22 protein-coding genes are annotated in these 19,319 nt (G+C 64.3%); 11 read left to right on the forward strand and 11 right to left on the reverse strand.

Annotation, left to right across the window (positions count from 1 at the left end; translation table 11 throughout):
- Positions 1 to 6: 6 nt before the first annotated feature.
- Genes D1793_RS16325 through D1793_RS16335 form a run of 3 tightly spaced genes read right to left on the reverse strand, consistent with a single transcriptional unit; the run spans position 7 to position 3,015 of the window.
- The gene (locus tag D1793_RS16325) at positions 7 to 1,014 is read right to left on the reverse strand and encodes an ArsA family ATPase (RefSeq protein ID WP_119023084.1); all 1,008 of its coding nucleotides are present in this window, start codon (positions 1,012 to 1,014) and stop codon (positions 7 to 9) included.
- Positions 1,015 to 1,021: 7 nt separating this feature from the next.
- Positions 1,022 to 1,324, reverse strand: a complete 303-nt coding sequence (locus tag D1793_RS16330) for a cory-CC-star protein (RefSeq protein ID WP_119023085.1) — start codon at positions 1,322 to 1,324, stop codon at positions 1,022 to 1,024.
- A gap of 14 nt (positions 1,325 to 1,338) precedes the next feature.
- Positions 1,339 to 3,015, reverse strand: a complete 1,677-nt coding sequence (locus tag D1793_RS16335) for a carbon starvation protein A (protein ID WP_119023086.1) — start codon at positions 3,013 to 3,015, stop codon at positions 1,339 to 1,341.
- A 247-nt stretch (positions 3,016 to 3,262) separates the two neighbouring features.
- On the opposite strand from D1793_RS16335, the gene coaE reads away from it, so the two are divergent.
- From coaE to D1793_RS16360, 5 genes are all read left to right on the forward strand, one after another.
- A complete protein-coding gene (gene coaE / locus D1793_RS16340) occupies positions 3,263 to 3,880 on the forward strand; it encodes a dephospho-CoA kinase (protein ID WP_119023087.1) in 618 nt (205 codons plus the stop codon).
- Positions 3,881 to 4,010: 130 nt separating this feature from the next.
- Positions 4,011 to 4,238 (forward strand): DNA gyrase inhibitor YacG, encoded by a 228-nt coding sequence (gene yacG / locus D1793_RS16345; protein WP_119023088.1) that lies wholly within the window; start codon positions 4,011 to 4,013, stop codon positions 4,236 to 4,238.
- Between the two features lie 8 nt (positions 4,239 to 4,246).
- Entirely contained in the window at positions 4,247 to 4,501 is a 255-nt protein-coding gene (locus tag D1793_RS16350) for a DUF4258 domain-containing protein (protein ID WP_119023089.1), read from the forward strand.
- A gap of 2 nt (positions 4,502 to 4,503) precedes the next feature.
- The gene (locus tag D1793_RS16355) at positions 4,504 to 4,695 is read left to right on the forward strand and encodes a DUF2283 domain-containing protein (RefSeq protein ID WP_110070307.1); all 192 of its coding nucleotides are present in this window, start codon (positions 4,504 to 4,506) and stop codon (positions 4,693 to 4,695) included.
- A 16-nt stretch (positions 4,696 to 4,711) separates the two neighbouring features.
- Entirely contained in the window at positions 4,712 to 5,590 is an 879-nt protein-coding gene (locus D1793_RS16360) for a DNA replication terminus site-binding protein (protein ID WP_119023730.1), read from the forward strand.
- A gap of 257 nt (positions 5,591 to 5,847) precedes the next feature.
- Here the strand turns inward: D1793_RS16360 and D1793_RS16365 are convergent, their stop codons facing one another.
- The 3 genes from D1793_RS16365 to D1793_RS16375 form a co-directional block, all read right to left on the reverse strand.
- Positions 5,848 to 6,033, reverse strand: coding sequence for a hypothetical protein (locus D1793_RS16365; protein ID WP_119023090.1), 186 nt, complete (start codon positions 6,031 to 6,033; stop codon positions 5,848 to 5,850).
- A gap of 109 nt (positions 6,034 to 6,142) precedes the next feature.
- The gene (locus D1793_RS16370; protein WP_119023091.1) at positions 6,143 to 6,553 is read right to left on the reverse strand and encodes an SRPBCC family protein; all 411 of its coding nucleotides are present in this window, start codon (positions 6,551 to 6,553) and stop codon (positions 6,143 to 6,145) included.
- Between the two features lie 25 nt (positions 6,554 to 6,578).
- Positions 6,579 to 6,818, reverse strand: coding sequence for a DUF2281 domain-containing protein (locus tag D1793_RS16375; RefSeq protein WP_119023092.1), 240 nt, complete (start codon positions 6,816 to 6,818; stop codon positions 6,579 to 6,581).
- A gap of 220 nt (positions 6,819 to 7,038) precedes the next feature.
- Here D1793_RS16375 and rimO point away from each other — a divergent pair, with 220 nt between their 5' ends.
- The 5 genes from rimO (at position 7,039) to D1793_RS16400 (ending at position 14,011) form a co-directional block, all read left to right on the forward strand.
- The gene (rimO, locus tag D1793_RS16380) at positions 7,039 to 8,379 is read left to right on the forward strand and encodes a 30S ribosomal protein S12 methylthiotransferase RimO (RefSeq protein ID WP_119023093.1); all 1,341 of its coding nucleotides are present in this window, start codon (positions 7,039 to 7,041) and stop codon (positions 8,377 to 8,379) included.
- Between the two features lie 55 nt (positions 8,380 to 8,434).
- Positions 8,435 to 10,300 carry an SEC-C metal-binding domain-containing protein gene (locus D1793_RS19705; protein ID WP_205527563.1) on the forward strand — a complete coding sequence of 622 codons (1,866 nt, stop codon included), beginning with the start codon at positions 8,435 to 8,437 and terminating at the stop codon, positions 10,298 to 10,300.
- Between the two features lie 42 nt (positions 10,301 to 10,342).
- The gene (locus tag D1793_RS16390; RefSeq protein WP_119023094.1) at positions 10,343 to 11,914 is read left to right on the forward strand and encodes an ATP-binding protein; all 1,572 of its coding nucleotides are present in this window, start codon (positions 10,343 to 10,345) and stop codon (positions 11,912 to 11,914) included.
- Positions 11,915 to 12,106: 192 nt separating this feature from the next.
- Positions 12,107 to 12,901, forward strand: coding sequence for a glycosyltransferase (locus D1793_RS16395; protein ID WP_119023095.1), 795 nt, complete (start codon positions 12,107 to 12,109; stop codon positions 12,899 to 12,901).
- Positions 12,902 to 13,021: 120 nt separating this feature from the next.
- Complete coding sequence (locus D1793_RS16400) at positions 13,022 to 14,011, forward strand: IS481 family transposase (protein ID WP_119023096.1); 990 nt, start codon at positions 13,022 to 13,024, stop codon at positions 14,009 to 14,011.
- 9 nt (positions 14,012 to 14,020) lie between these two features.
- Here D1793_RS16400 and D1793_RS16405 read toward each other — a convergent pair whose 3' ends face one another.
- From D1793_RS16405 to D1793_RS16420, 4 genes are all read right to left on the reverse strand, one after another.
- The gene (locus D1793_RS16405) at positions 14,021 to 14,731 is read right to left on the reverse strand and encodes a lipopolysaccharide kinase InaA family protein (RefSeq protein ID WP_240407848.1); all 711 of its coding nucleotides are present in this window, start codon (positions 14,729 to 14,731) and stop codon (positions 14,021 to 14,023) included.
- Between the two features lie 43 nt (positions 14,732 to 14,774).
- Positions 14,775 to 16,019, reverse strand: coding sequence for an O-antigen ligase family protein (locus tag D1793_RS16410; RefSeq protein ID WP_119023098.1), 1,245 nt, complete (start codon positions 16,017 to 16,019; stop codon positions 14,775 to 14,777).
- Between the two features lie 46 nt (positions 16,020 to 16,065).
- Entirely contained in the window at positions 16,066 to 16,623 is a 558-nt protein-coding gene (locus D1793_RS16415) for an acyltransferase (RefSeq protein WP_162899996.1), read from the reverse strand.
- A 200-nt stretch (positions 16,624 to 16,823) separates the two neighbouring features.
- Entirely contained in the window at positions 16,824 to 17,600 is a 777-nt protein-coding gene (locus D1793_RS16420) for a ferredoxin--NADP reductase (protein ID WP_119023100.1), read from the reverse strand.
- A gap of 160 nt (positions 17,601 to 17,760) precedes the next feature.
- Between D1793_RS16420 and D1793_RS16425 the strand changes: the two genes are divergently transcribed.
- Entirely contained in the window at positions 17,761 to 18,687 is a 927-nt protein-coding gene (locus D1793_RS16425; RefSeq protein ID WP_119023101.1) for a LysR family transcriptional regulator, read from the forward strand.
- A 70-nt stretch (positions 18,688 to 18,757) separates the two neighbouring features.
- On the opposite strand, the gene D1793_RS16430 is transcribed toward D1793_RS16425, so the two are convergent.
- Positions 18,758 to 19,186, reverse strand: a complete 429-nt coding sequence (locus D1793_RS16430; protein WP_119023102.1) for a host attachment protein — start codon at positions 19,184 to 19,186, stop codon at positions 18,758 to 18,760.
- Between the last annotated feature and the right edge of the window lie 133 nt (positions 19,187 to 19,319).

Consider the following 19,319-nt stretch of genomic DNA (forward strand, 5'->3'; position numbering starts at 1 on the left):
GCGGGGCTAGAAGCCCTCACCCTCCAGCCGGTCGGCCAGCTCCTCGAGGATCGAGATGCCCTGCACGTCGGTGGGCAGCCAGGGCAGCCGCGGGCGCGGCAGGTGGCCGAGCTCCTGATCGATGCGCTCCAGGTAGGTCGCCTCCTGCTCCCGGCGGGCGCGCAGGAACTCCCCGTCGGCATCCTCGGGAATCACCCGGTTGACCAGGGTGCCGGCCACCGGCACATGGGCTTCCTCGAGGGTCGCCACGGCCCGCGCGGTCTCGAGGATCGGCAGCCGCTCGGGAGTCAGCACGAACAAGAAGCCGGTCTCCTCGGCGTTCTCGATGCGCCGCCGCGCCCGGTGGAAGAGCCGCCTGCGCTCGATCAGCGTCTTCGCCACGTCGCGGGTCTTCTCGTCCAGGTCGGCGAGCGGATCCTCCTGGGGATCGTCGAAGGGGGTGGCCACGTCGCGGCCGCGCTTGGGGGTCAGGTGCGAGAGGACCTTGCCCAGCTCCTCCGACTTGCGGTTGTGGGCCAGCAGGCCATCGGTCCAGGCGGCCATGGCCTCGGGCAGGGTCAGCAGGCGCAGGGTGTGGCCGGTGGGCGCGGTGTCGAAGATGATCAGGTCCCAGTCGGCCTCGTCATCGGTGATCAGCCGCGAGAGCCGCTCCAGCAGCGCCGCCTCCTGGGTGCCCGGCGACTGCCGGGTCAGGCGCATCTGCCGCTCTAGTTCCTTCATCATCTCCGGGGCGGCGTAGCGACGCATCTGCTCGGTGACTCGCGCCAGATGGGCTTCCACCTCGGCATCGGGGTCGATCTCCATGGCGTCGAGGTTGGGCAGCAGCCGGCGCGGCACGTCACCCAACTCGCGGTCGAAGACGTCGCCCAGGCTGTGGGCCGGGTCAGTGGAGACCACCAGCACCTTCCTGCCCCGTCGCGCCGCCAGCACCGCCAGGGCCGCGGCCACCGTGGTCTTGCCGACCCCGCCCTTGCCGCCCACCCACAGCAGGCGTTTATTCAGCAGTTCTTTCATGAGGGCCTCAGCAACACTTGAAATGATCCAGCGGCGAGCGTTCCATGCCCATGCGCCGATGCCAGTCATGGAAGCGTTCCAGCAGCAGCGGCTGCAGCTCCAGGGTGTAGTAGGCCGCCGGGTTGGGCACCCCCATCATCTCGGAGAACACCAGCAGCATGAAGAGGTCATCCTCGTCTCGGCGGGCGCGAGCGATGGCGCCCCGGTAGCGGGAGGAGTAGACCTCCTCCGCGAAGAAACGGGCCTGGCTAAGCCAGGCCCGAATCCGTTCGAGACGAGGATCATGACCGCGGTCATGATCGTCGTTCATGGGTCACTCCTTCATCACTTCTGCTCGGCGACCATCTCCGCACGGGAGCGCTTGAGCGCCGAGGCGCACTCCATGGCCACCATAATCGCCGCGATCAACACCACGATATCCAGCACCAGCAGGAACATGTTGCCCTGCTGATAGAAGGTGCGCAGCTGGATCAGCAGCGCGGCGATGGTCATCACCAGCAGGAAGCAGAGCGGCGCCAGGGTGTACCACATCGGGCGACGCAGGCGCACCAGCATCACGGTGATCACCAGCAGGGTCAGGCCCGCCAGCAGCTGGTTGGTGGTGCCGAACAGCGGCCAGATGATCAGGCCACCGGAGCCATCCGCACCGCCGGCGCCGAAGGCCAGCAGCAGGCAGCTGCCCACGGCCAGGAAGGTGGCGATGGCCGGCTTCTTCATCCACTGCTGATTATAGATCTCGCCCCACTCCTGGAAGATGTAGCGCTGCAGGCGCAAGCCGGTATCCATGGTGGTGCCGGCGAACAGCGCCGCCATCACGGTGAGCAGGGTTGCCGCGGTGGCCTCGGGCAGGCCGATGCCATTATGGATGATGAAGGCACCGCCCTCGACGAAGGCATTCACGCCGCCCTGGCCGAAGGCGCTGTACATCGCCTGCCAGTCGCCGAAGGTGGCGAAGCCGGCGGTGGCGGCCAGGATCGCAGCCAGGGCCAGCATGCCCTCGCCCACGGCGCCGAAATAGCCGACGAAGCGGGCGTCGGTCTCGCGGTTGAGCTGCTTGGAAGTGGTACCGGAGGAGACCAGACCGTGGAAGCCGGAGATGGCGCCACAGGCGATAGTCACGAAGAGCAGCGGCAACAGCGACGGCGTGCCGGCCGGCACGTTGGTGTTGAACGCCGGGGCCACCAGGGTCGGGTTCATCAGCACGATGGCGCCGTAGAGGATGATCAGGCCGATGAAGAGCTGCAGGCCGTTGATGTAGTCGCGGGGCTGGAGCAGCACCCACACCGGCAGCAGCGAGGCGATGGCCGCATAGGCGAACAGGATCAGGATCCACACCGCGTTGCCGGAGAGGCCGCCCACCTCGGCGGGCATCTGGATCGGCACCGAGGGCCCGATGCCGATCAGCGCATAGAGGGCGATCACGCCGATGATGGAGACCATCGGCAGGCTCAGCATGCGACGGTAGATCAGCTGGCCGATGATCAGCGCCACCAGGATGGCGCCCCACACCGGCACCACGGCGCTGGAGAAGTTCATCATGAGGCCCGCGATCACCACGGCGAACACCGCGTTGACCATCAGCAGGACCAGGAAGATGACGATCATGAAGATGCTGCGGGCGCGCTTGCCCACCACGTCGCCGGTCAGGGCGCCGACGGACTTGGCCTTGTTGCGCACGCTGGCCCAGATGGCACCGAAATCATGCACCCCGGCGAAGAAGATGGTGCCGAACACCACCCACAGGAAGGCCGGCAGCCAGCCCCAGATCACGGCGATGGCGGGCCCCACGATGGGCGCGGCCCCGGCCACCGAGGTGAAGTGGTGGCCCCACAGCACGAAGCGGTTGGTGGGCACGAAGTCGACGCCGTCCTCGTACTCGTGGGCGGGCGTCTTGAAGTCGGGGTCCAGTCGATAGATCTTCTCGGCAATGAACTTCGAGTACAGGAAGTACCCGGCAGCCATCGCGGCAAGACCCAGGACCAGAAGAACGATGGCACTCATGCGACTCTCCTAGCTGGAACGGTTGGGAAACCTGATGGGATCTAATGAGACTGCTGATGCCTCTATGGGCATCTCGCGGTCCAATGGTCTTACCTTGCCCATGGCAAGTCCATGACCACGCATGAATTAACCGCCAACTTGCGCCTAAAGTCGTAGGCGCAGCGCCCTACTCGCTCTTCACCGCCAAACTCCATAGACTGTATGGACCCACAGCATCGGCTGACGACAGCAGGGAGAGAGTGACGGGATGATCATAGGCGTGACCGGCGGCATCGCCTCGGGCAAGTCCACCGTGGCCAGGGCCTTCGAGGCCCTGGGCGTGCCCTGGGTGGATGCCGACGACGTGGCCCGCGAAGTGGTCGAGCCCGGCGAGCCCGCGCTTGCGGAGATCCACGAGCGCTTCGGCCGGCGGGTGCTCAACCACGACGGCACCCTGAACCGCCGAGCGCTCAGGGAAATCGTCTTCGCCGACCCGGCGCAGCGCCGCTGGCTTGAATCCGTCACCCACCCGCGCATCCGCGCGCGGCTGGTCGAGCACCTGGCACGCCTCGAGGCCTCAGGCGCCCCCTATGTGCTGCTGGTCTCGCCGCTGCTCTTCGAATCCGGCCAGAGCGAGATGGCCGACCGCTGCCTGGTGATCGACGTCCCCGAGGCGCTGCAGATCGAGCGCACCGCCGCCCGGGACGACGTCGACGAGGCCCAGGCCCGCGCCATCGTCGCCGCCCAGATGCCCCGCGCCGAACGCCTCGCCCGCGCCGACGATGTGCTGGACAATGGCGGCAGCGAAGCCGAGATGCGCCGCCGGGTCGCCGAACTGGATCGGCGGTATCGACAAATTACGAGTGATCAATCCCATGGAAAATGAAACAGATGCACTTGAAGAGCAGCTGGAAGACGAGGAGCTGAATCGTCTAGCCGATCAGCGCAGTTCCCAGCCGGAAATTCCTGTGTCCCTGGAGGACTTGTGAAACTTCCGCCCGACATCGAGGTTACGCATGAGTGAAGTAAGCCGCCCCCTGGAAGTCGCCTGCCCCCAATGCCGCAAGAAGGTCGTGTGGAGCGAGAAGAACGCCTACCGCCCCTTCTGCAGCGAGCGCTGCCGCCTGCTGGATCTCGGCGCCTGGGCGGATGGCAGCCACCGCATTGCCGGCGAGCCCGCCATGGACGAGACCGAGATCGACGAGATGATCCTGCGCGCCGAGCGTGGCTTGCAGGATGAGTAGGTAACAAGATGCAAAGTAAGCGCTTTGGACTGCCAGTCCATGTGACCCGACACGCCGCGGAGCGCATGACGGAAAGGAAGATCAGCCAGATTGAGCTGGTCGACCTTATCGACACAGGCATGCCCCGTTACAAGGACGACACCCGCCTGTGGGTTGCTAAGGAGTTCAAAGGTCGGGCTGACAACCTCATCTGTGCAGCAGTGGTCCTCGAAGATAGACTGGTCGTAAAGACCGTCATGCATCACTTCAAGTGGGAGAAATGATCATGCGCACCACCTATGACGAAGCAGACGATATCCTGGTGCTCCACCTGGCCGACAAGCCGATCGTGAAGGAGGCCTCCCAGGACTGGAACACCCATATCAGCTACGCCGAGGATGGTTCCATTGTAGAAGTCGTGATTCTGGAAGCATCCAAACAAGGTGCCTGGCCTCTGCTGAAGAGTGCTGCAGCGTGATTTCGCGTTGAGCACCATGCCACGCCCCGCATACCGCCTGCTGGCCGAACTAGAGGCTGCCTTCGACGCCCTGCTCGAAGCCGCTGAGGCGGTTGCGGCTGCCTATGGCCACCGCCCCGGTGCCAGCTGGATTTTCGGCGAGCCGGAACCGGTAAGCGCCGAGCGCGCGGCCGATTGGCTGCGCCACGCCCTGCTGGATGTCTGGTACCAGGATGGCCAGGACGGCCGCGCCACTCGCACCCATATCGGGCTGGTGGCCGCCGATGAGACCCTGATGGACGCGGTGGCACGCACCAACATCGCCAAGGCCGAGTTCGCCGCCCTGCTCGCCCACATCAAGGAGAGCGAGCCCGAGCTGATTCCCGAGGCGAAGGCGGTGCTGCCCTTCCGCCACCCGGAGCTGCACGACCACCTGCGCGGCCAGGGCCTGGCCCGGGTGCATCTCAAGCAGTGCTGGCGAGCGATCCCCGTGGCCGAGGCGCCGCTCGCCCGGGTGCGGCTGGCCTGGTACGCGAGCGGGCGCTCCATCAAGCGCCTGACGGTGCAGGAGGCGGAGCAGAAGCTGACGAAGCTAGATACGGAGGCCGCCCACGTGCGCATTCAGCTGCGAAAACTGGCCGGAATCCCAAGCGCAGAGCCGCTGGCCCAGGTGCAGCGCCAGGCCCCGCTGATGCGCGCCAACCTTTTCTATCGGGAGCCCCTCGATGACGGCCGCATCCGCCGCGCCATGAACGTCGCCTTGCCGCTCTTCGTGCCCAGCCCCGACGGCCGCCTGCCCGACCACAACCTCCCCCCGCTCGCGCCGCCCGAGCAGCGCACCCGCGCCAGAAGACGCGACGAGAAGCTCGAGGACGAACCCTTCCTGCCCAGCCTGCGGATCTATCGGTACCGGTAACGAAAAACAGGTATGCCTGATTGTTGATGGTGGGAGCCGGGCGCTACCCAGCGAATGGCTGTGTCCCCACCGCTCCAAGCTACTAGTGGGAGACCGGCTCTGCCGAGCGAATGCCTGTGCTTCCACCGCTTCAATCCACTGGTGGTAGCCGGGCCCAACGCGGCGAATGGCTGTGTCCCCACCGCTTCAAACTACTGGTGGGAGCTGGGTTCCGCCCGGCGAATGGCGCCGCAGGCGCCCAGCGGGGTTGCATGCGTCTATTCGCCCCGCAGAGCGTGGCTCCCACCAGAAGCAACAGCCTCGGTGACTTGGGAGTCAGGATTGCCCGGCTCCTCGGGAGGGTCCTGCAACCGCGGCATAGCAGCCACGCGAATATCGATGTAACGCAAAAGGCCAAGCTGCACGCCCAGGATGGCGAAGCACCACATAAGCCCCTTGATCATGACGGATTCCTCTGTGAGGCCGGCGGCCTCGTCAAGGTCATGATAGGTCTACCGCAGCGTAAAAAGTAGATAGCAGCCTAATAGAATTTCCCCATCAAGCCGCAGGAACCTATAGCCTCTCCTCCACCCGCTCGAGGATCTGCCGGCTCACCCGCCCCACCAGGGGCCTCGCCGCCTTGTTCACGGCCTTCTCCACCAGCTTGTTGCGCAGCACATAGGTGAGCGTCAGCGCCACCTCGGTGCCCTCCTTCACCGGCGTGAGCCGATAGCAGCCCTGGTTCTTGACCCCATCCAGCGACTCCCAGGCCAGCACCTCCGGGGAACGTGACTCCGTTACCGCCACATCGAAGTGCCAGTCTCGCCCCACTGCATGCACGTGCCAGCGGTAGCGGTCATTCCCCAGCGGCTCGATGGCGTGGATCAGGTCAGAATAGTCGGCGAAGTCCTCCACCCGCTCCAGCAGGGCGAAGACCCGCTCCGGTGGCGCCTTCAGGATCGCGCTGTGTTCGATGGTGGCCATGGGGGTCAGTTACCACTTGATAGGGTCAATGCCATCTTTCATTCAGGTCATCTTCCGAGTAGAGGTCGGGCTCGGCCTCCACATCACGCATCGCCTGCTCAATGCTCATGGAACGGAACTGCTTCTCAGACCAATCGAGTTGTTCCGCCTCAGCGGGATCGGCCTGGCCATAGCGCTGCTCCAGGAAGGTAACAAAGTCCATCACCTCCTGCTGGCGAACTTCCGGCAGACGGCTCACTTTGGTAATGAGTTCTTCAAGCTGCATAATCACTTACCTCCCAGTGCTTGCCACCCCAAGAGCATTGCGCCCAGCATAGCAAATCGGACAAGCAAGCGCCTCTGGCGCCATATCACAGCCCACACCGCACAACAGCGCCCTCCATTCGCCATGGCAGCCCATGCCAGGACAGGCCCCTCCTGTGGCCCCCCGCGCCCCGACACGGTAAAATCCGCGCTTCCCGCGTTTCCAAGCAAAGGTCTTCTGCATGTCCACACCCAAGGTCGGTTTCGTCTCGCTCGGCTGCCCCAAGGCGCTGGTGGATTCCGAACGGATTCTCACCCAGCTGCGCACCGAGGGCTACGAGATCACCCCGAGCTACGACGACGCCGACGTGGTGGTGGTCAACACCTGCGGCTTCATCGACAGCGCCAAGGCGGAATCGCTCGATGCCATCGGCGAGGCGATCGCCGAGAACGGCCGGGTGATCGTCACCGGCTGCATGGGCGTGGAGGAAGGCGCCATCCGCGACGTTCACCCCAGCGTGCTCGCCGTCACCGGCCCCCAGCAGTACGAGCAGGTGGTCAGCGCCGTGCACGAGGTGGTGCCGCCCCGCCAGGACCACGACCCGCGCATCGACCTGGTGCCGCCCCAGGGCGTCAAGCTCACCCCGCGCCACTACGCCTACCTGAAGATCTCCGAGGGCTGCAACCACAGCTGCAGCTTCTGCATTATCCCCTCCATGCGCGGCAAGCTGGTCAGCCGCCCGGTGGGCGAGGTGCTCAGCGAGGCCGAGGGGCTGAAGCGCGCCGGCGTCAAGGAGCTCCTGGTGATCTCCCAGGACACCAGCGCCTACGGAGTCGACCTCAAGTACCGCACCGGCTTCTGGAACGGCCGCCCGGTGAAGACCCGCATGACAGAGCTGTGCGAGGCGCTCTCCGAGCTCGGCATCTGGGTACGCCTGCACTACGTCTACCCCTACCCCCACGTGGACGAGCTGATCCCGCTGATGGCCGAGGGCAAGCTCCTGCCCTACCTGGATATCCCCTTCCAGCACGCCAGCCCCAGGGTGCTCAAGGCGATGAAGCGCCCGGCCTTCGAGGACAGGACGCTCGAGCGCATCAAGCGCTGGCGGGAGATCTGCCCGGAGCTCACCATCCGCTCCACCTTTATCGTCGGCTTCCCCGGCGAGACCGAGGAGGACTTCCAGACCCTGCTCGACTGGCTCACCGAGGCCCAGCTCGACCGCGTCGGCTGCTTCCAGTACTCCCCGGTAGACGGCGCCCCCGCCAACGACATGGATCTCGAGCCGGTGCCGGACGACGTCAAGCAGGAGCGCTGGGAGCGCTTCATGGCCCACCAGCAGCAGATCTCCGCCGCCCGCCTGCAGGCCAAAATCGGCCGCGAGATCGAGGTGCTGGTCGACGAGATCACCGACGAAGGCCCCATCGGCCGTAGCCACGCCGACGCCCCGGAGATCGACGGCATGGTCTTTCTCGACACCTCAGGGCTGGAAACCGACCTTGAGCTCAGGCCCGGGCAGATCGTACGGGCGCGGGTGACTAATGCCGATGAGTATGATCTCTGGGCCGAGGTGGTTAACGCCTGAGCGTAGAGGATTCATGACCTTCGATCACGAACTTGACAGTAGAAACAAGGTACCGATGGTTGACGCCGATCTTCCCGAGATTCCTGCAGAGCTCGAAATCAGCATCGACACCTTCCTGGAGGCGTCATTACGGCACATCCTCCAGCATGAGAGTGCGGACGCCTACTTCGCAGCGCTCGACGAGATCGCCCGACACAGCGGCGTTACCGAATGGTTCGATCCGCAGATGCCCTTCTGGCCGATCGCGCGCACCCTCTGGGACAACGCGCCGTTGCCCTCGCGGGGCTTCCGGCCGGACCCGCTTCCTGCGCCGAAGCGCAACGATCCTTGCCCCTGCGGCTCGGGCAAGAAGTTCAAGCGCTGCTGCCAACCGCTGCAGCAGGAACTCCCCCTGGGCCTCAACGACGAGCTGCCGGTGCTGCGTATCGCCGCGTCACTCTTCACCGCCAAGCAGCGCAAGGAAGCCGCCAGCAAAGCACCGCCCAGACTGCTGCTGGTGCTCGCCGAGCTGGAACTGGATGACAAACACCCCGGCAAGGCGCGCACTCAGCTGTTGAAACTGCTCAAGCAGGGAGTCCTGGAGGCCGACCTTCAGGCCCAGGCCGTCCATCTGCTGGGCGACGCCTATAACGCCCTCGGCCATCAATCGGCCGGCGAGAAGGCGTTGAGCGACCTGCTCCCAACCCTTAAGCCGCCGGCCGCCGCCGAGGCGCTCCACTGGCTGACGGGCCAGGCGCTGCTGGATGGCCGCCCCGCCGAAGCCATGGCCCTGCTCCACCAGGCCGAGACGCTGGACCCGGACAACCTGGCCAACGGCCTCTTCAAGGTGGTCTGCCTGCGCGATATCGGCGCCGATGCCGAGGCCCAGCGTACCGCCCAGGAGTGGCTGCCGGCTGCCCGGGAGCTGGGGCTCGAGGATGCCATCGCCTTCTTCGAAGAGCAGGCCAGCCTGGCCACCCTGCCGGACGACATCCCGGATGACGAGGATGAGCCCGAAGCGTTCGCCGATGCCCCCCCGGAAGACGACAGCCTGATGGCCCTGTTCGGCGCGCCGGATGAGCTACTGAGGCCGGTTGCCGGCCTGCTGAAGGCTGCACTCCGCCAGCCGCTCTACCCGGTCACTTTCGAACCGGGCCCGCCCGGCCCCGATGGCGATGGAACCCAGTGGGTGCTGATGCTGCCAGCCGAGGTCGAACGGGCCCAGGCGGTCCTCTACCAGGCCGGCGAGGGTCCAGATCCGCTGGATCCCGAGCTGATCCGCCAGCATCCGGCGCTGCTGCAGAGCCCCGATTTCCTGCAGCAGCTCGACGCCTTTGCCGGCACTGTCTTCAGCACCGCTCACGAGCAGTTCAACAAGGCGCTGCAGCGGCAGCAGGAGCGAGTGATTGCCCATGTCCTGGACGCCCTGCCCGAGGGCGGCCAGCTGCCCTGGGCGTGGCTGGAACATCGCCCCCTGCTCAGGCTGATGATGCAGCACGCCCTCGACCAGGAGGGCCAGAGCGCCGCCATTCGCAGCCTCTCGCAGCTGCTGGCTCTCTGCCCGAACGACAACCTGGGCGTGCGCGCCCCGCTGGTCAACGCCCTGCTGCGCGATGGGCAGGATGAACAAGCATTGGCCATCTGCGAGCGGTTTCCAGACGACGCCCTGGCCGAGACCCGCTATGGCCGGGTGCTGGCCCTGGTGCGACTCAACCGGCTGCATGACGCCGAAAAGGCCCTCTCCGAGGCCTATCGGGCGCTACCCAAGGTGCTCAACTACCTGGTCGCCAACAAGCGCAAGCCGCCAAAGCTCAACCCCCAGGGCATGACCATCGGTGGCCCCGATCAGGCGTGGTATTACCGCCAGGAGATGCGCGACCTCTTCCAGGCCACCCCGGGTGCGCTTGGCTGGATGGACAGCATCAAGAAGCGGCTGAGGTAACTCTGCTATCCTTGACGACGCTTGCCCCTACCGGAGGTTGCCTTGACCCGCACCCGCAAGAAGAAGCTGCCCATCGGCATCCAGACCTTCGCCGACATCATCGAGGGCGGCTACTACTACGTCGACAAGACACCGCACATTCACCGCCTGGTGGAAGAGGGCAAGTACTACTTCCTCTCGCGGCCGCGGCGCTTCGGCAAGAGCCTGCTGGTGGACACCCTGCGCTGCCTCTTCGAGGGCCGAGAAGCGCTGTTTGAGGGGCTCTTCATCCAAGACAAGTGGGACTGGCAAGCTCGGCACCCTGTCATCCGGATCAGCTTCGCCGATGGCGTCATCGATAGCCGTGAGGCCCTGGACCAGCACATCACCGAGCTGCTGCAGGCCGAGGCCACGCGCCATTCCGTCGCCTTCGACAACATCTCCATTGCCGGCAGGTTTCGCGAGCTGATCCACAAGGTCCACCGCCTGCATGGCCAGCGCGTCGTGATCCTGGTGGATGAGTACGACAAGCCGATCCTCGACAACCTGCTCGCGCCCGAGCGCGCCCGCGAGCTGCGCGAGGGGCTCAAGAATCTCTATAGCGTGCTCAAGGATGCCGACCCGCACCTCGCCTTCGTGCTGCTCACCGGCGTCTCCAAGTTCAGCAAGGTCAGCCTCTTTTCCGGGCTAAACAACCTGCGTGATATCACCCTGAGCGAGGCATATTCATCGATCTGCGGCTATACCGACGAGGACATCGACAGCGTCTTCGCCCCCGAGCTTCAGGCACTCGACCGTAACCAAATCCGTACCTGGTACAACGGCTATCGCTGGGGCGGCCAGGACGTCGCCTCCGTCTACAACCCCTTCGATGTGCTGCTGCTGTTCCAGGAGCGCAAGTTCAGCCCCTACTGGTTCGAGAGCGCGACGCCGACCTTCCTGGTCGACGTGCTCAAGCAGCGCGGTGTCTTTACTCCAGCGCTGACTGCCTGGCATAGCCGACCGGCACTGCTGAGCAGGTTCGACGTCGATGATATCGCCACCGAGGCGCTGCTGTTCCAGACCGGCTACCTGACCATCAAGGCCATCCGTGAGGAAATCCCGAACCGCCCGATCTATGCACTGGGGTTTCCCAACCAGGAGGTAGAGGCCAGCCTGAACGAGGCGCTGTTGCCGGTACTGGGCATCAACAACGACAGCCTCGACGAGCTGATGGTACGACTGCCTCGCCTGCTGAAAACCGCCGACCTGCCAGGCCTGGAATCCCACCTCAAGGCGCTCTTCGCCGGCCTGCCCCACGACTGGTATCGAAACAACCCGATTGCGAAGTATGAGGGACACTATGCCAGCGTCTTCTACAGTCACTTCGCCGCCCTGGGCCTGCGAGTCACCGTGGAAGACGCCAGCCACCACGGCAAGGTCGATATGACCGTCGATTTTGCCGGGCACCTCTACCTGTTCGAGTTCAAGGTGGTGGAGCAGCTCCCCGAAGACCGCGCGTTACAGCAGATCAAGGACAAGGGCTATGCCGACAAGTATCTCGGCCAGGGCAAGGTGATTCACCTGATCGGGGTGGAGTTTTCAAGCGATAAGCGCCAGATCGTGGGTTTCGAGGTAGAAACGGACGCAGGCTGAGCAGCCACTGCCCTGGGTCCTACAGGTGTAAGACTGGCTCCGCGACGCTTCAACGATAGGCCGCACAACCAGCGGCACCGGAGCCTAGCCACGGACACTGACACCACAGGTGGGAACCCGGCGCCGCCGGGCATGGCGCCGCCGGCGCCCCGGCAATATTTACCAGAACGGGTAGATAATCACAGAGGCCACATGAAACAAACACTGATAGTTGCCACCAGCCGCCTCATCAAGCTGGTGGCCAACATCACCAAGGTGATCAGTTACCCCTTTCACTGGGTGCTGCCGAAAATGCGTTTCACGCTCCCGGAACAGGCCGCACCGCTGCTCAAGGACGGCAAGGTCGGCCCCATTCCGCGCATCATCTGGCAGACCAACTTCACCAACCGAGTGACTCTACCGGTCTACCTGAACTATCTGTTCAACCGGCTAATGGCACCGCGCTTCGAATACCGTTTCATGATCACCGAGGCCCGCAGGAAGTTCATCGGCGAGTACTACCCGGAGATTCTCCCCCACTACGAGCGCCTGCAGATCGGTGCCGCTCAGGCCGACTTCTGGCGCCTGCTGGTTCTTCACAAGCATGGCGGTGTCTACCTGGATATCGACGCCCACCAGATCTGGCCGCTCTCCCGGGTGCTGGGCGACCACCAAGAACTCTATGTGACGACGCGAAAAGGGGAGCTGAGCAACTATTTCATCGCCAGCGCGCCGGGCAATCCCAACCTGGCCAGGCTGATTGAGCGGGTCGTGGAGAACATCCAAGAGAACAACAAATCAAACGTGTTTGAGATTACCGGCCCCGGCGTGTTCATTGAAGCTCTCAATCTTAACAACATTCCTACTGTCTCTTATCGCCACGCCGTGCACCAGGGCAGCTTCACCAACGAGCACTTCCAATATATTGACAAACCGGAAGGCAAATGGACCCGTCAACAAGTATCAACCCGCGTACTGAGCGATGCTGAAAACCCCAAGCAGACTTAGCCTACTCCGGAGCGGCCATAGCGTTTAGCTGTAGGGTCCCGGATGATCAGATGAGCTATAGGAGTTATCCTCTGCTGGCAGCCAGAGAGCTTCTACAGCAATTCATTCGGGAGCAGGTTCATGGACATCAAGCTGCATAAGCAGGCCACGACGACACCGAAGATCCGTGCTGAAATCCAGGCGGCACCCGCCAGCATCACGGATAGCGAGCTGGCCCGCCAGTATGGCGTCTCCCCCGCGACCATCCGGCGCTGGCGGTACCGCGACGATGTCCATGACCGACCGCACACGCGTCACAACCTGCTGGCCACCCTCACGTCCGAGCAGGAGGAGGTACTGATCGCCGCTCGCGGATTCCTGCGCCTGGGCCTGGATGATCTCCTCGTCGTGGCACGTGAGTTCCTGAACCCTCGACTGTCTCGCTCAGGCCTGCACCGCATGCTCCAGCGGCGCGAGGTGCCGACACTGGCAGAACTGGCTCGGCAGGACGCTGGCGATGATGGGAAGCCCCGGCACAAGCCCTTCAAGGACTACGAGCCCGGGTATGTGCATATCGACATCAAGCACCTGCCTCAGATGCCTGATGAGGAGCAGAAGCGCTACCTGTATGTCGCCATCGACCGTGCCACACGCTGGGTCTATCTGGAGGTCAGGAGCAGCCAGTCTGCCAAGGATGCCAAGGCGTTCATGAAGCGCGTGGAGGAGAAGGCTCCCTTCACGATCCAGACGGTGCTCACTGACAACGGCAAGTCGTTCACCGATCGCTTCACGCGGGCAGGTGAGCGCAAGCCCAGCGGCCGCCACCCCTTCGACCAGGAGTGCCAGGCCCATGGTATCGACCATCGCCTGATCAAGCCGGGAAGGCCACAGACGAACGGCATGGTGGAGCGGTTCAACGGCCGCATCAGCGACGTGCTGGCCACCCGGCGGTATACCTCAGGCGAGGACCTGGAGCAGACGCTCAAACGCTACGCTTGGCTGTACAATCACCACATCCCGCAGAAGGCGCTGCATCATCAATCACCGATCACGGCGATGAAGGAGTGGCAGGCCAAGCGACCAGAGTTATTTACCAAGCGGGTAATCAATCACACGGGACCCGACATTTAGCCTCTTTTTCTACCTGCGCTGATCCTCGGCCTTCCAGCGCCGCTTCATCTCCTTGTGCAGCCACTCCCTCCAGCCGTCATCCAGCAGGCGTGGATTGGAAATGGAACGGTACACCTCTCGCCATTTGCCGCGCTTGCTGCGCGGCAGGGGGCGCACATGGGTATCCACCCAGATGATCTCGCCCCTCGCGGTACAGAGCAGATTGTTCATGTGCAGGTCGCGGTGGGCATAGCCCGCCCTGGCTAGCCGCATCAGGTCGCCGCAAAAACGCATCAGGAAGGCCTCACGTCCGGCCACCTCCAGAGAGGCGAAGTGCTGCTCCCCGGTCACTACGTCCTGGACGTGCTCCATCAACAGCAGCGAGCCGCGCCGGTTGAAGGGGTTGAAGGAGAGCCCCCAGGCGACGCACCTAGGAGTGACCAGGCCGGCGGCACGCACCGCACGCTGGCTGCGGATTTCCTTGCGCGCCTCGAACTGAAACATCAGTCGCTTCTCGAAATAGTCCCGAAAAAGCCAGCGAAGCGGCCGCTTGCGCCCGCGGTACTTGTCCCGCTTCACCTTGGCCAGGGCACCGGACTCCACATCGAAGAAGAACTCACTACTCGCTATGCCCTCCAGCAGGCGCGCGCGATCATCCTTGACCAGCCGTAGCGACCTCCCCTGCCCCTCATACTCGAAGAGCACGAAGCGGCTTTTCACTCCCTCGAAATCCAGCGTCACCAGTCTCAAGCCGTGGGGCTCCTGTCAGCGAATAACGCCTTCATCATACAGGCTTCTGCTCGGGGTACCGCCGCCAGGCCAACGCCAGCACCAGCAGCATCCCCTGCAGGTAGGCATACATGGCAGCGATCATCTCCTGCTGCAGCAGCACCTCCGTCAGTCCGCAGACCGCCACCGAGACGGTCAGTCCCAGCCCCGCCATGGCGTAGACGTTCTCGCGGTCGCGCCACCAGGTGCGGGCATGGTAGACCCCCGGCACTACCAGGTAGCCCACCAGCGCAAGCAGGCCGATCAGCCCACCCGTGGCCATCATCTCGAAGTACTGGCTATGGGCATGACCCCGGCTGCTCTGGCCCACGAAGGGAGCGATCTCCCCCCGCTCCTGCAGTTCCGCATTCAGCGCCTCGCGCTCGGGGTAGCTCAGCCCGATCAGCGGGCGCTGCTTGAAGGCCTCCATGGCCGCGTACCAGAACTGGAACCGGTAGCCTACCGAGGTGTTCAGGTTGCCGCTCTGGATTCGCTGCACCTCCGAGACCGTCTGCTGATAGCGCCGCTCGACCTCGGGCACTTGGGTCACCACCACTACTGCCAGCAGAGGCAGCGCAACAGCTCCTGCCACCAGCCACTTCCAACCCAGCCGGGGCGCATAGGCCAGTCCCACCAGCAGCAGCGCCACAGGAATCACCAGCCAGGCGCCCCGGGCACCGGAGAGCAGCACCGCGGCGGCAGCGGCCAAGGCGGCCAGGGCCAGCCACCAGCGTCGTGGCGAGCCGGCCATGAGTACCAAAGCCAGCGTCATCAGGATGGCATTCAAATAGCCAAAGTTGATGCTGAAGAGGAAACCATCAGCGCGCTGCATGCCGAGCCACTGGGTCTGGTACATAGCCAGCACTCCGCCGCCGACGGCACCCAGGATCAGCCCCCACTCCAGAAAGGCCCGGAAGCGCAACACATCCCCCTGACCTACCGCATGGCGCAGCATCAGGTAGATGGGAATCGTCGCCACCATATGCAACCCATCGCTCAAGTAGCGGCTGGAGTAGTCCCCCACCACGAAGGGCCCTATCCGCCCTATCAGCAGTGCACTGAGCAGCAGCACCACCCACCAGTCCAGCGCCATCATCTGAAAACTGTGACGATTGGCTATCAAGTAGGCGATGCCGTAGAGCATCAGTAGCGCCACCACCACGGTGCTGCGCACCGGCGTGGCCACCAGCAGTACCAGGGCGATCATCATCGCCCAGGCATTGATAGAAAGGGCCCGGTCCCGCGAAAACACACCTGCCATCAAAAAAGCACCTTGTTTCACTGATATCTCGGTAACCCGCCGCGGCTCAGCGCAGCCAGGTCACCCCTTCCTTCACCACCCGGGCCGGATTGCCCGCCACTACGCAGCCGGCTTCGACCTTTCCCGTCACCAGGCTTGCAATGCCAACTACCGCGTTGTCGCCAATGGTGGCACCCTTCAGCACGATGGCGCTATCGGCCAGCCAGACGTGATCGCCGATGGTGATGGAACGCGCCGGGTTGATGCGCTGACCGCCGGCCAGTATCTCGTGCCCGTCGGAGGTCATGACCTTGACGTTGCGGGACAGCATGCCGTCACGGCCGATCACCAGCCGCGTGCCACTCTCCCGGCAGGAGAGGTAGCACCCCTCGCCGATCACCGTCTCCGCACCGATCCGCAACTCACAGCCCTCGCCATCGATCTCTAGCTGCACGCCGCGCAGGTTGGCACCAGGCTCGATCACCAACCGATTACCAGTGCCCTTGATCGAGATCTGGCAGTGGCGAATTCTAATATTGCGAGCCGCCTCTAGCCGGTTGCCAGGGGCCATCCGGACCTTGTTGCGCAGGGCAAGCCGCCATACTGGCATCAAGGGATCTGCCATGCCGATCCACTCCTGAGAAGCAAACATAAAAATGTTCTGGTCAAGTCGTAGCGGACACTTTTATTAAGCTGCTTCCGCGATTTTCTCGATCTCCCAGTACAGGACTCAGGCCTTGGGCGCCGGCTGAATGAAACGTCCAACTATTGGGGGTCAGTTCACCTTGGCACCGGGGGTTTTGCTTGGGGCCTGAGGCCTGGTGCTTACTTCTCGACGAAGGCCCGCTCGATCACGTAGTCGCCGGGCTCGCCCATGCGCGGGGAGATCTTGAAGCCCAGGTCGTCGAGCAGCGCGCTGGTCTCGTCGAGCATGGCGGGGCTGCCGCAGATCATGGCGCGATCCTGCTTGGGGTCCATGGGCGGAAGGCCGGTGTCCTCGAACAGCTTGCCGGTGCGGATATGGTCGGTGAGGCGGCCCATGGTGTGGAACTCCTCGCGGGTCACCGTGGGGTAGTAGACCAACTTCTCCCTGATCTCGTCGCCCAGGTACTCGTGGGCCGGCAGCTCCTTCTGGATGAAATCGGCATAGGCCAGCTCGCTGACGCTGCGCACGCCGTGGATCAGCACCACCTTCTCGAAGCGCTCGTAGACCTCCGGGTCCTGGATCAGGCTCATGAAGGGCGCAAGGCCAGTGCCCGTCGACAGGAAGTAGAGGTTACGGCCCGGCAGCAGGTCGTCGGTGACCAGGGTGCCGGTGGGCTTGCGGCTGACCATGATCTGATCGCCCACCTTCAGGTGCTGTAGCCGCGAGGTCAGCGGGCCGTCCGGCACCTTGATGCTGAAGAACTCGAGGTGGTCCTCGTAGTTGGGGCTGGCGATGGAGTAGGCGCGCATCAGCGGCTTGCCGCCCACCTCCAGGCCGATCATCACGAACTGGCCGTTCTTGAAGCGCAGGCTGCGCTCGCGGGTGGTACGGAAGCTGAACAGCGTGTCGTTCCAGTGGTGGACGCTGAGCACCTCTTCCAGGGCAAACTTGCTCATGACGGCTCCTAGTATTCCCGAAAGGCTTTATATTCCAAAAAGGAATAGATGGCTGGTTAATATTTGCATTGAATTCTAAGGGAAAGGGCGTTATCTGTTAAATGGATTGTATGGATAACCCTTATCCATAGTCTTGATATGGATCACCGGAGCCTGCGACATGCGTTTCACCCTGCGCCAGCTGGAGGTCTTCGTCGCCGTGGCCCAGCACGAGAGCGTCTCCCGGGCGGCCCGGGCCCTGTCGCTCTCCCAGTCGGCGACCAGCACCGCCCTGGCCGAGCTGGAACGCCAGTTCGACTGCCAGCTGCTCGACCGCATCGGCAAGCGCCTGAAGCTCAACGCCCTGGGCTTCCAGCTGCTGCCCAAGGCGGTGGCACTGCTCGACCGGGCCGAGGAGGTGGAGGAACTGCTGCGCGGCCGCCAGGGCATCGGCACCCTGGACGTGGGCGCCACCCTGACCATCGGCAACTACCTGGCCACCCTGCTGATCGGCGACTTCATGCAGCGCTTCCCCGGCAGCCGGGTACGCCTGGCGGTACGCAACACCCGCGCCATCATCGAGGGGGTGCGCCACCATGAGCTCGACCTGGGCCTGATCGAGGGGCACTGCGAGGCGGAGGACGTGGTCACCCAGCCCTGGGTGGAGGACGAGCTGGCGGTGTTCTGCTCACCGCGCCACCCCCTGGCGGGGGGCGGCCCGGTGGAGCTGGAGCGGCTGCTGCGCGAGGCCTGGATCATGCGCGAGCAGGGGTCGGGCACCCGCCTGACCCTGGAGCAGGCCGCGCGCCACCGCCGCGGCCGCTTCAACGTGCTGCTGGAGCTGGAGCATACCGAGGGCATCAAGCGTGCCGTGGAATCGGGCCTCGGCATCGGCTGCGTGTCGAAGCTGGCGCTGCGCGACGCCTTCCGCCGCGGCAGCCTGGTGCCGATTCCCACCCCGGAGCTGGACCTGAGCCGCCAGTTCGCCTTCATCTGGCACCGCCACAAGTACCTGGCCACCGGCATGCGCGAGTTCCTCAAGCTGTGCCGGCAGATGACCGAGGGCATCACCCGAAGCGACCAGATCGCCCTGCCACCGGTGCCCTGAGGGCCACAACGGCAGCGGGCCCGGCCATGGTGGCCGGGCCCGCGCGACGAACCGGAAGGAGGGGGGCGTCTCAGCGCATATCGCTGACCGCCTCCTGGATCTCCTCGAGGCTGGCCTTGGAGAGATCCTTGGCCAGGGAGTGGATCACCAGTTTGGCTGTGGGGCCGTCGATCTTCTCGCGCAGCTGGCCGAGGAAGCGCGGTGGCGCCACCAGGATCAGCTTCTGCAAGGTGTTGTCGACCCGGGCCCGGTAGATGCGCTCGGCCACCTCCTTGGCGAAGATCATCTCCTCATGGGTGCGGGCGGTGCTTTCGCCACCGGAGGAACGCGAGGTCGTCGACGTCGACTCGTGCACGTCGGCGCCGCGGTCGGTCACCAGGTCCCCCTCATGGAGCCGGCTGGCCGCATGCACCAGGCTCTCCTGCTCGACCAGCTTGAGCGCGTCGCGGGTGAAGATCCGCGCCCGCGCTGCGTCTGCCACCACGATATACGTCGTCATAGCCTCTCCTTGATGCAGGTTCTACCGATACCGAGACCACGGGCCTCGGCCGCACTACTCACTCAACATTGGCAAGCGACCCGGGCCCGGTCAACCCGCCGGCGCCCCCGGCGGCGAAGAACTGCACCGGCGC

The organism is Halomonas sp. JS92-SW72 (assembly GCF_003547075.1).
Classification (GTDB): Bacteria; Pseudomonadota; Gammaproteobacteria; order Pseudomonadales; family Halomonadaceae; genus Halomonas; species Halomonas alkalicola.

Bases quoted from the DNA above. Each gene is read 5' to 3' on its own strand.
- D1793_RS16325 (WP_119023084.1), bottom strand. From the start codon at position 1,014: ATGAAAGAACTGCTGAATAAACGCCTGCTGTGGGTGGGCGGCAAGGGC.
- D1793_RS16330 (WP_119023085.1), bottom strand. From the start codon at position 1,324: ATGAACGACGATCATGACCGCGGTCATGATCCTCGTCTCGAACGGATT.
- D1793_RS16335 (WP_119023086.1), bottom strand. From the start codon at position 3,015: ATGAGTGCCATCGTTCTTCTGGTCCTGGGTCTTGCCGCGATGGCTGCC.
- coaE (WP_119023087.1), top strand. From the start codon at position 3,263: ATGATCATAGGCGTGACCGGCGGCATCGCCTCGGGCAAGTCCACCGTG.
- yacG (WP_119023088.1), top strand. From the start codon at position 4,011: ATGAGTGAAGTAAGCCGCCCCCTGGAAGTCGCCTGCCCCCAATGCCGC.
- D1793_RS16350 (WP_119023089.1), top strand. From the start codon at position 4,247: ATGCAAAGTAAGCGCTTTGGACTGCCAGTCCATGTGACCCGACACGCC.
- D1793_RS16355 (WP_110070307.1), top strand. From the start codon at position 4,504: ATGCGCACCACCTATGACGAAGCAGACGATATCCTGGTGCTCCACCTG.
- D1793_RS16360 (WP_119023730.1), top strand. From the start codon at position 4,712: ATGCCACGCCCCGCATACCGCCTGCTGGCCGAACTAGAGGCTGCCTTC.
- D1793_RS16365 (WP_119023090.1), bottom strand. From the start codon at position 6,033: ATGATCAAGGGGCTTATGTGGTGCTTCGCCATCCTGGGCGTGCAGCTT.
- D1793_RS16370 (WP_119023091.1), bottom strand. From the start codon at position 6,553: ATGGCCACCATCGAACACAGCGCGATCCTGAAGGCGCCACCGGAGCGG.
- D1793_RS16375 (WP_119023092.1), bottom strand. From the start codon at position 6,818: ATGCAGCTTGAAGAACTCATTACCAAAGTGAGCCGTCTGCCGGAAGTT.
- rimO (WP_119023093.1), top strand. From the start codon at position 7,039: ATGTCCACACCCAAGGTCGGTTTCGTCTCGCTCGGCTGCCCCAAGGCG.
- D1793_RS19705 (WP_205527563.1), top strand. From the start codon at position 8,435: ATGGTTGACGCCGATCTTCCCGAGATTCCTGCAGAGCTCGAAATCAGC.
- D1793_RS16395 (WP_119023095.1), top strand. From the start codon at position 12,107: ATGAAACAAACACTGATAGTTGCCACCAGCCGCCTCATCAAGCTGGTG.
- D1793_RS16400 (WP_119023096.1), top strand. From the start codon at position 13,022: ATGGACATCAAGCTGCATAAGCAGGCCACGACGACACCGAAGATCCGT.
- D1793_RS16410 (WP_119023098.1), bottom strand. From the start codon at position 16,019: ATGGCAGGTGTGTTTTCGCGGGACCGGGCCCTTTCTATCAATGCCTGG.
- D1793_RS16415 (WP_162899996.1), bottom strand. From the start codon at position 16,623: ATGGCAGATCCCTTGATGCCAGTATGGCGGCTTGCCCTGCGCAACAAG.
- D1793_RS16420 (WP_119023100.1), bottom strand. From the start codon at position 17,600: ATGAGCAAGTTTGCCCTGGAAGAGGTGCTCAGCGTCCACCACTGGAAC.
- D1793_RS16425 (WP_119023101.1), top strand. From the start codon at position 17,761: ATGCGTTTCACCCTGCGCCAGCTGGAGGTCTTCGTCGCCGTGGCCCAG.
- D1793_RS16430 (WP_119023102.1), bottom strand. From the start codon at position 19,186: ATGACGACGTATATCGTGGTGGCAGACGCAGCGCGGGCGCGGATCTTC.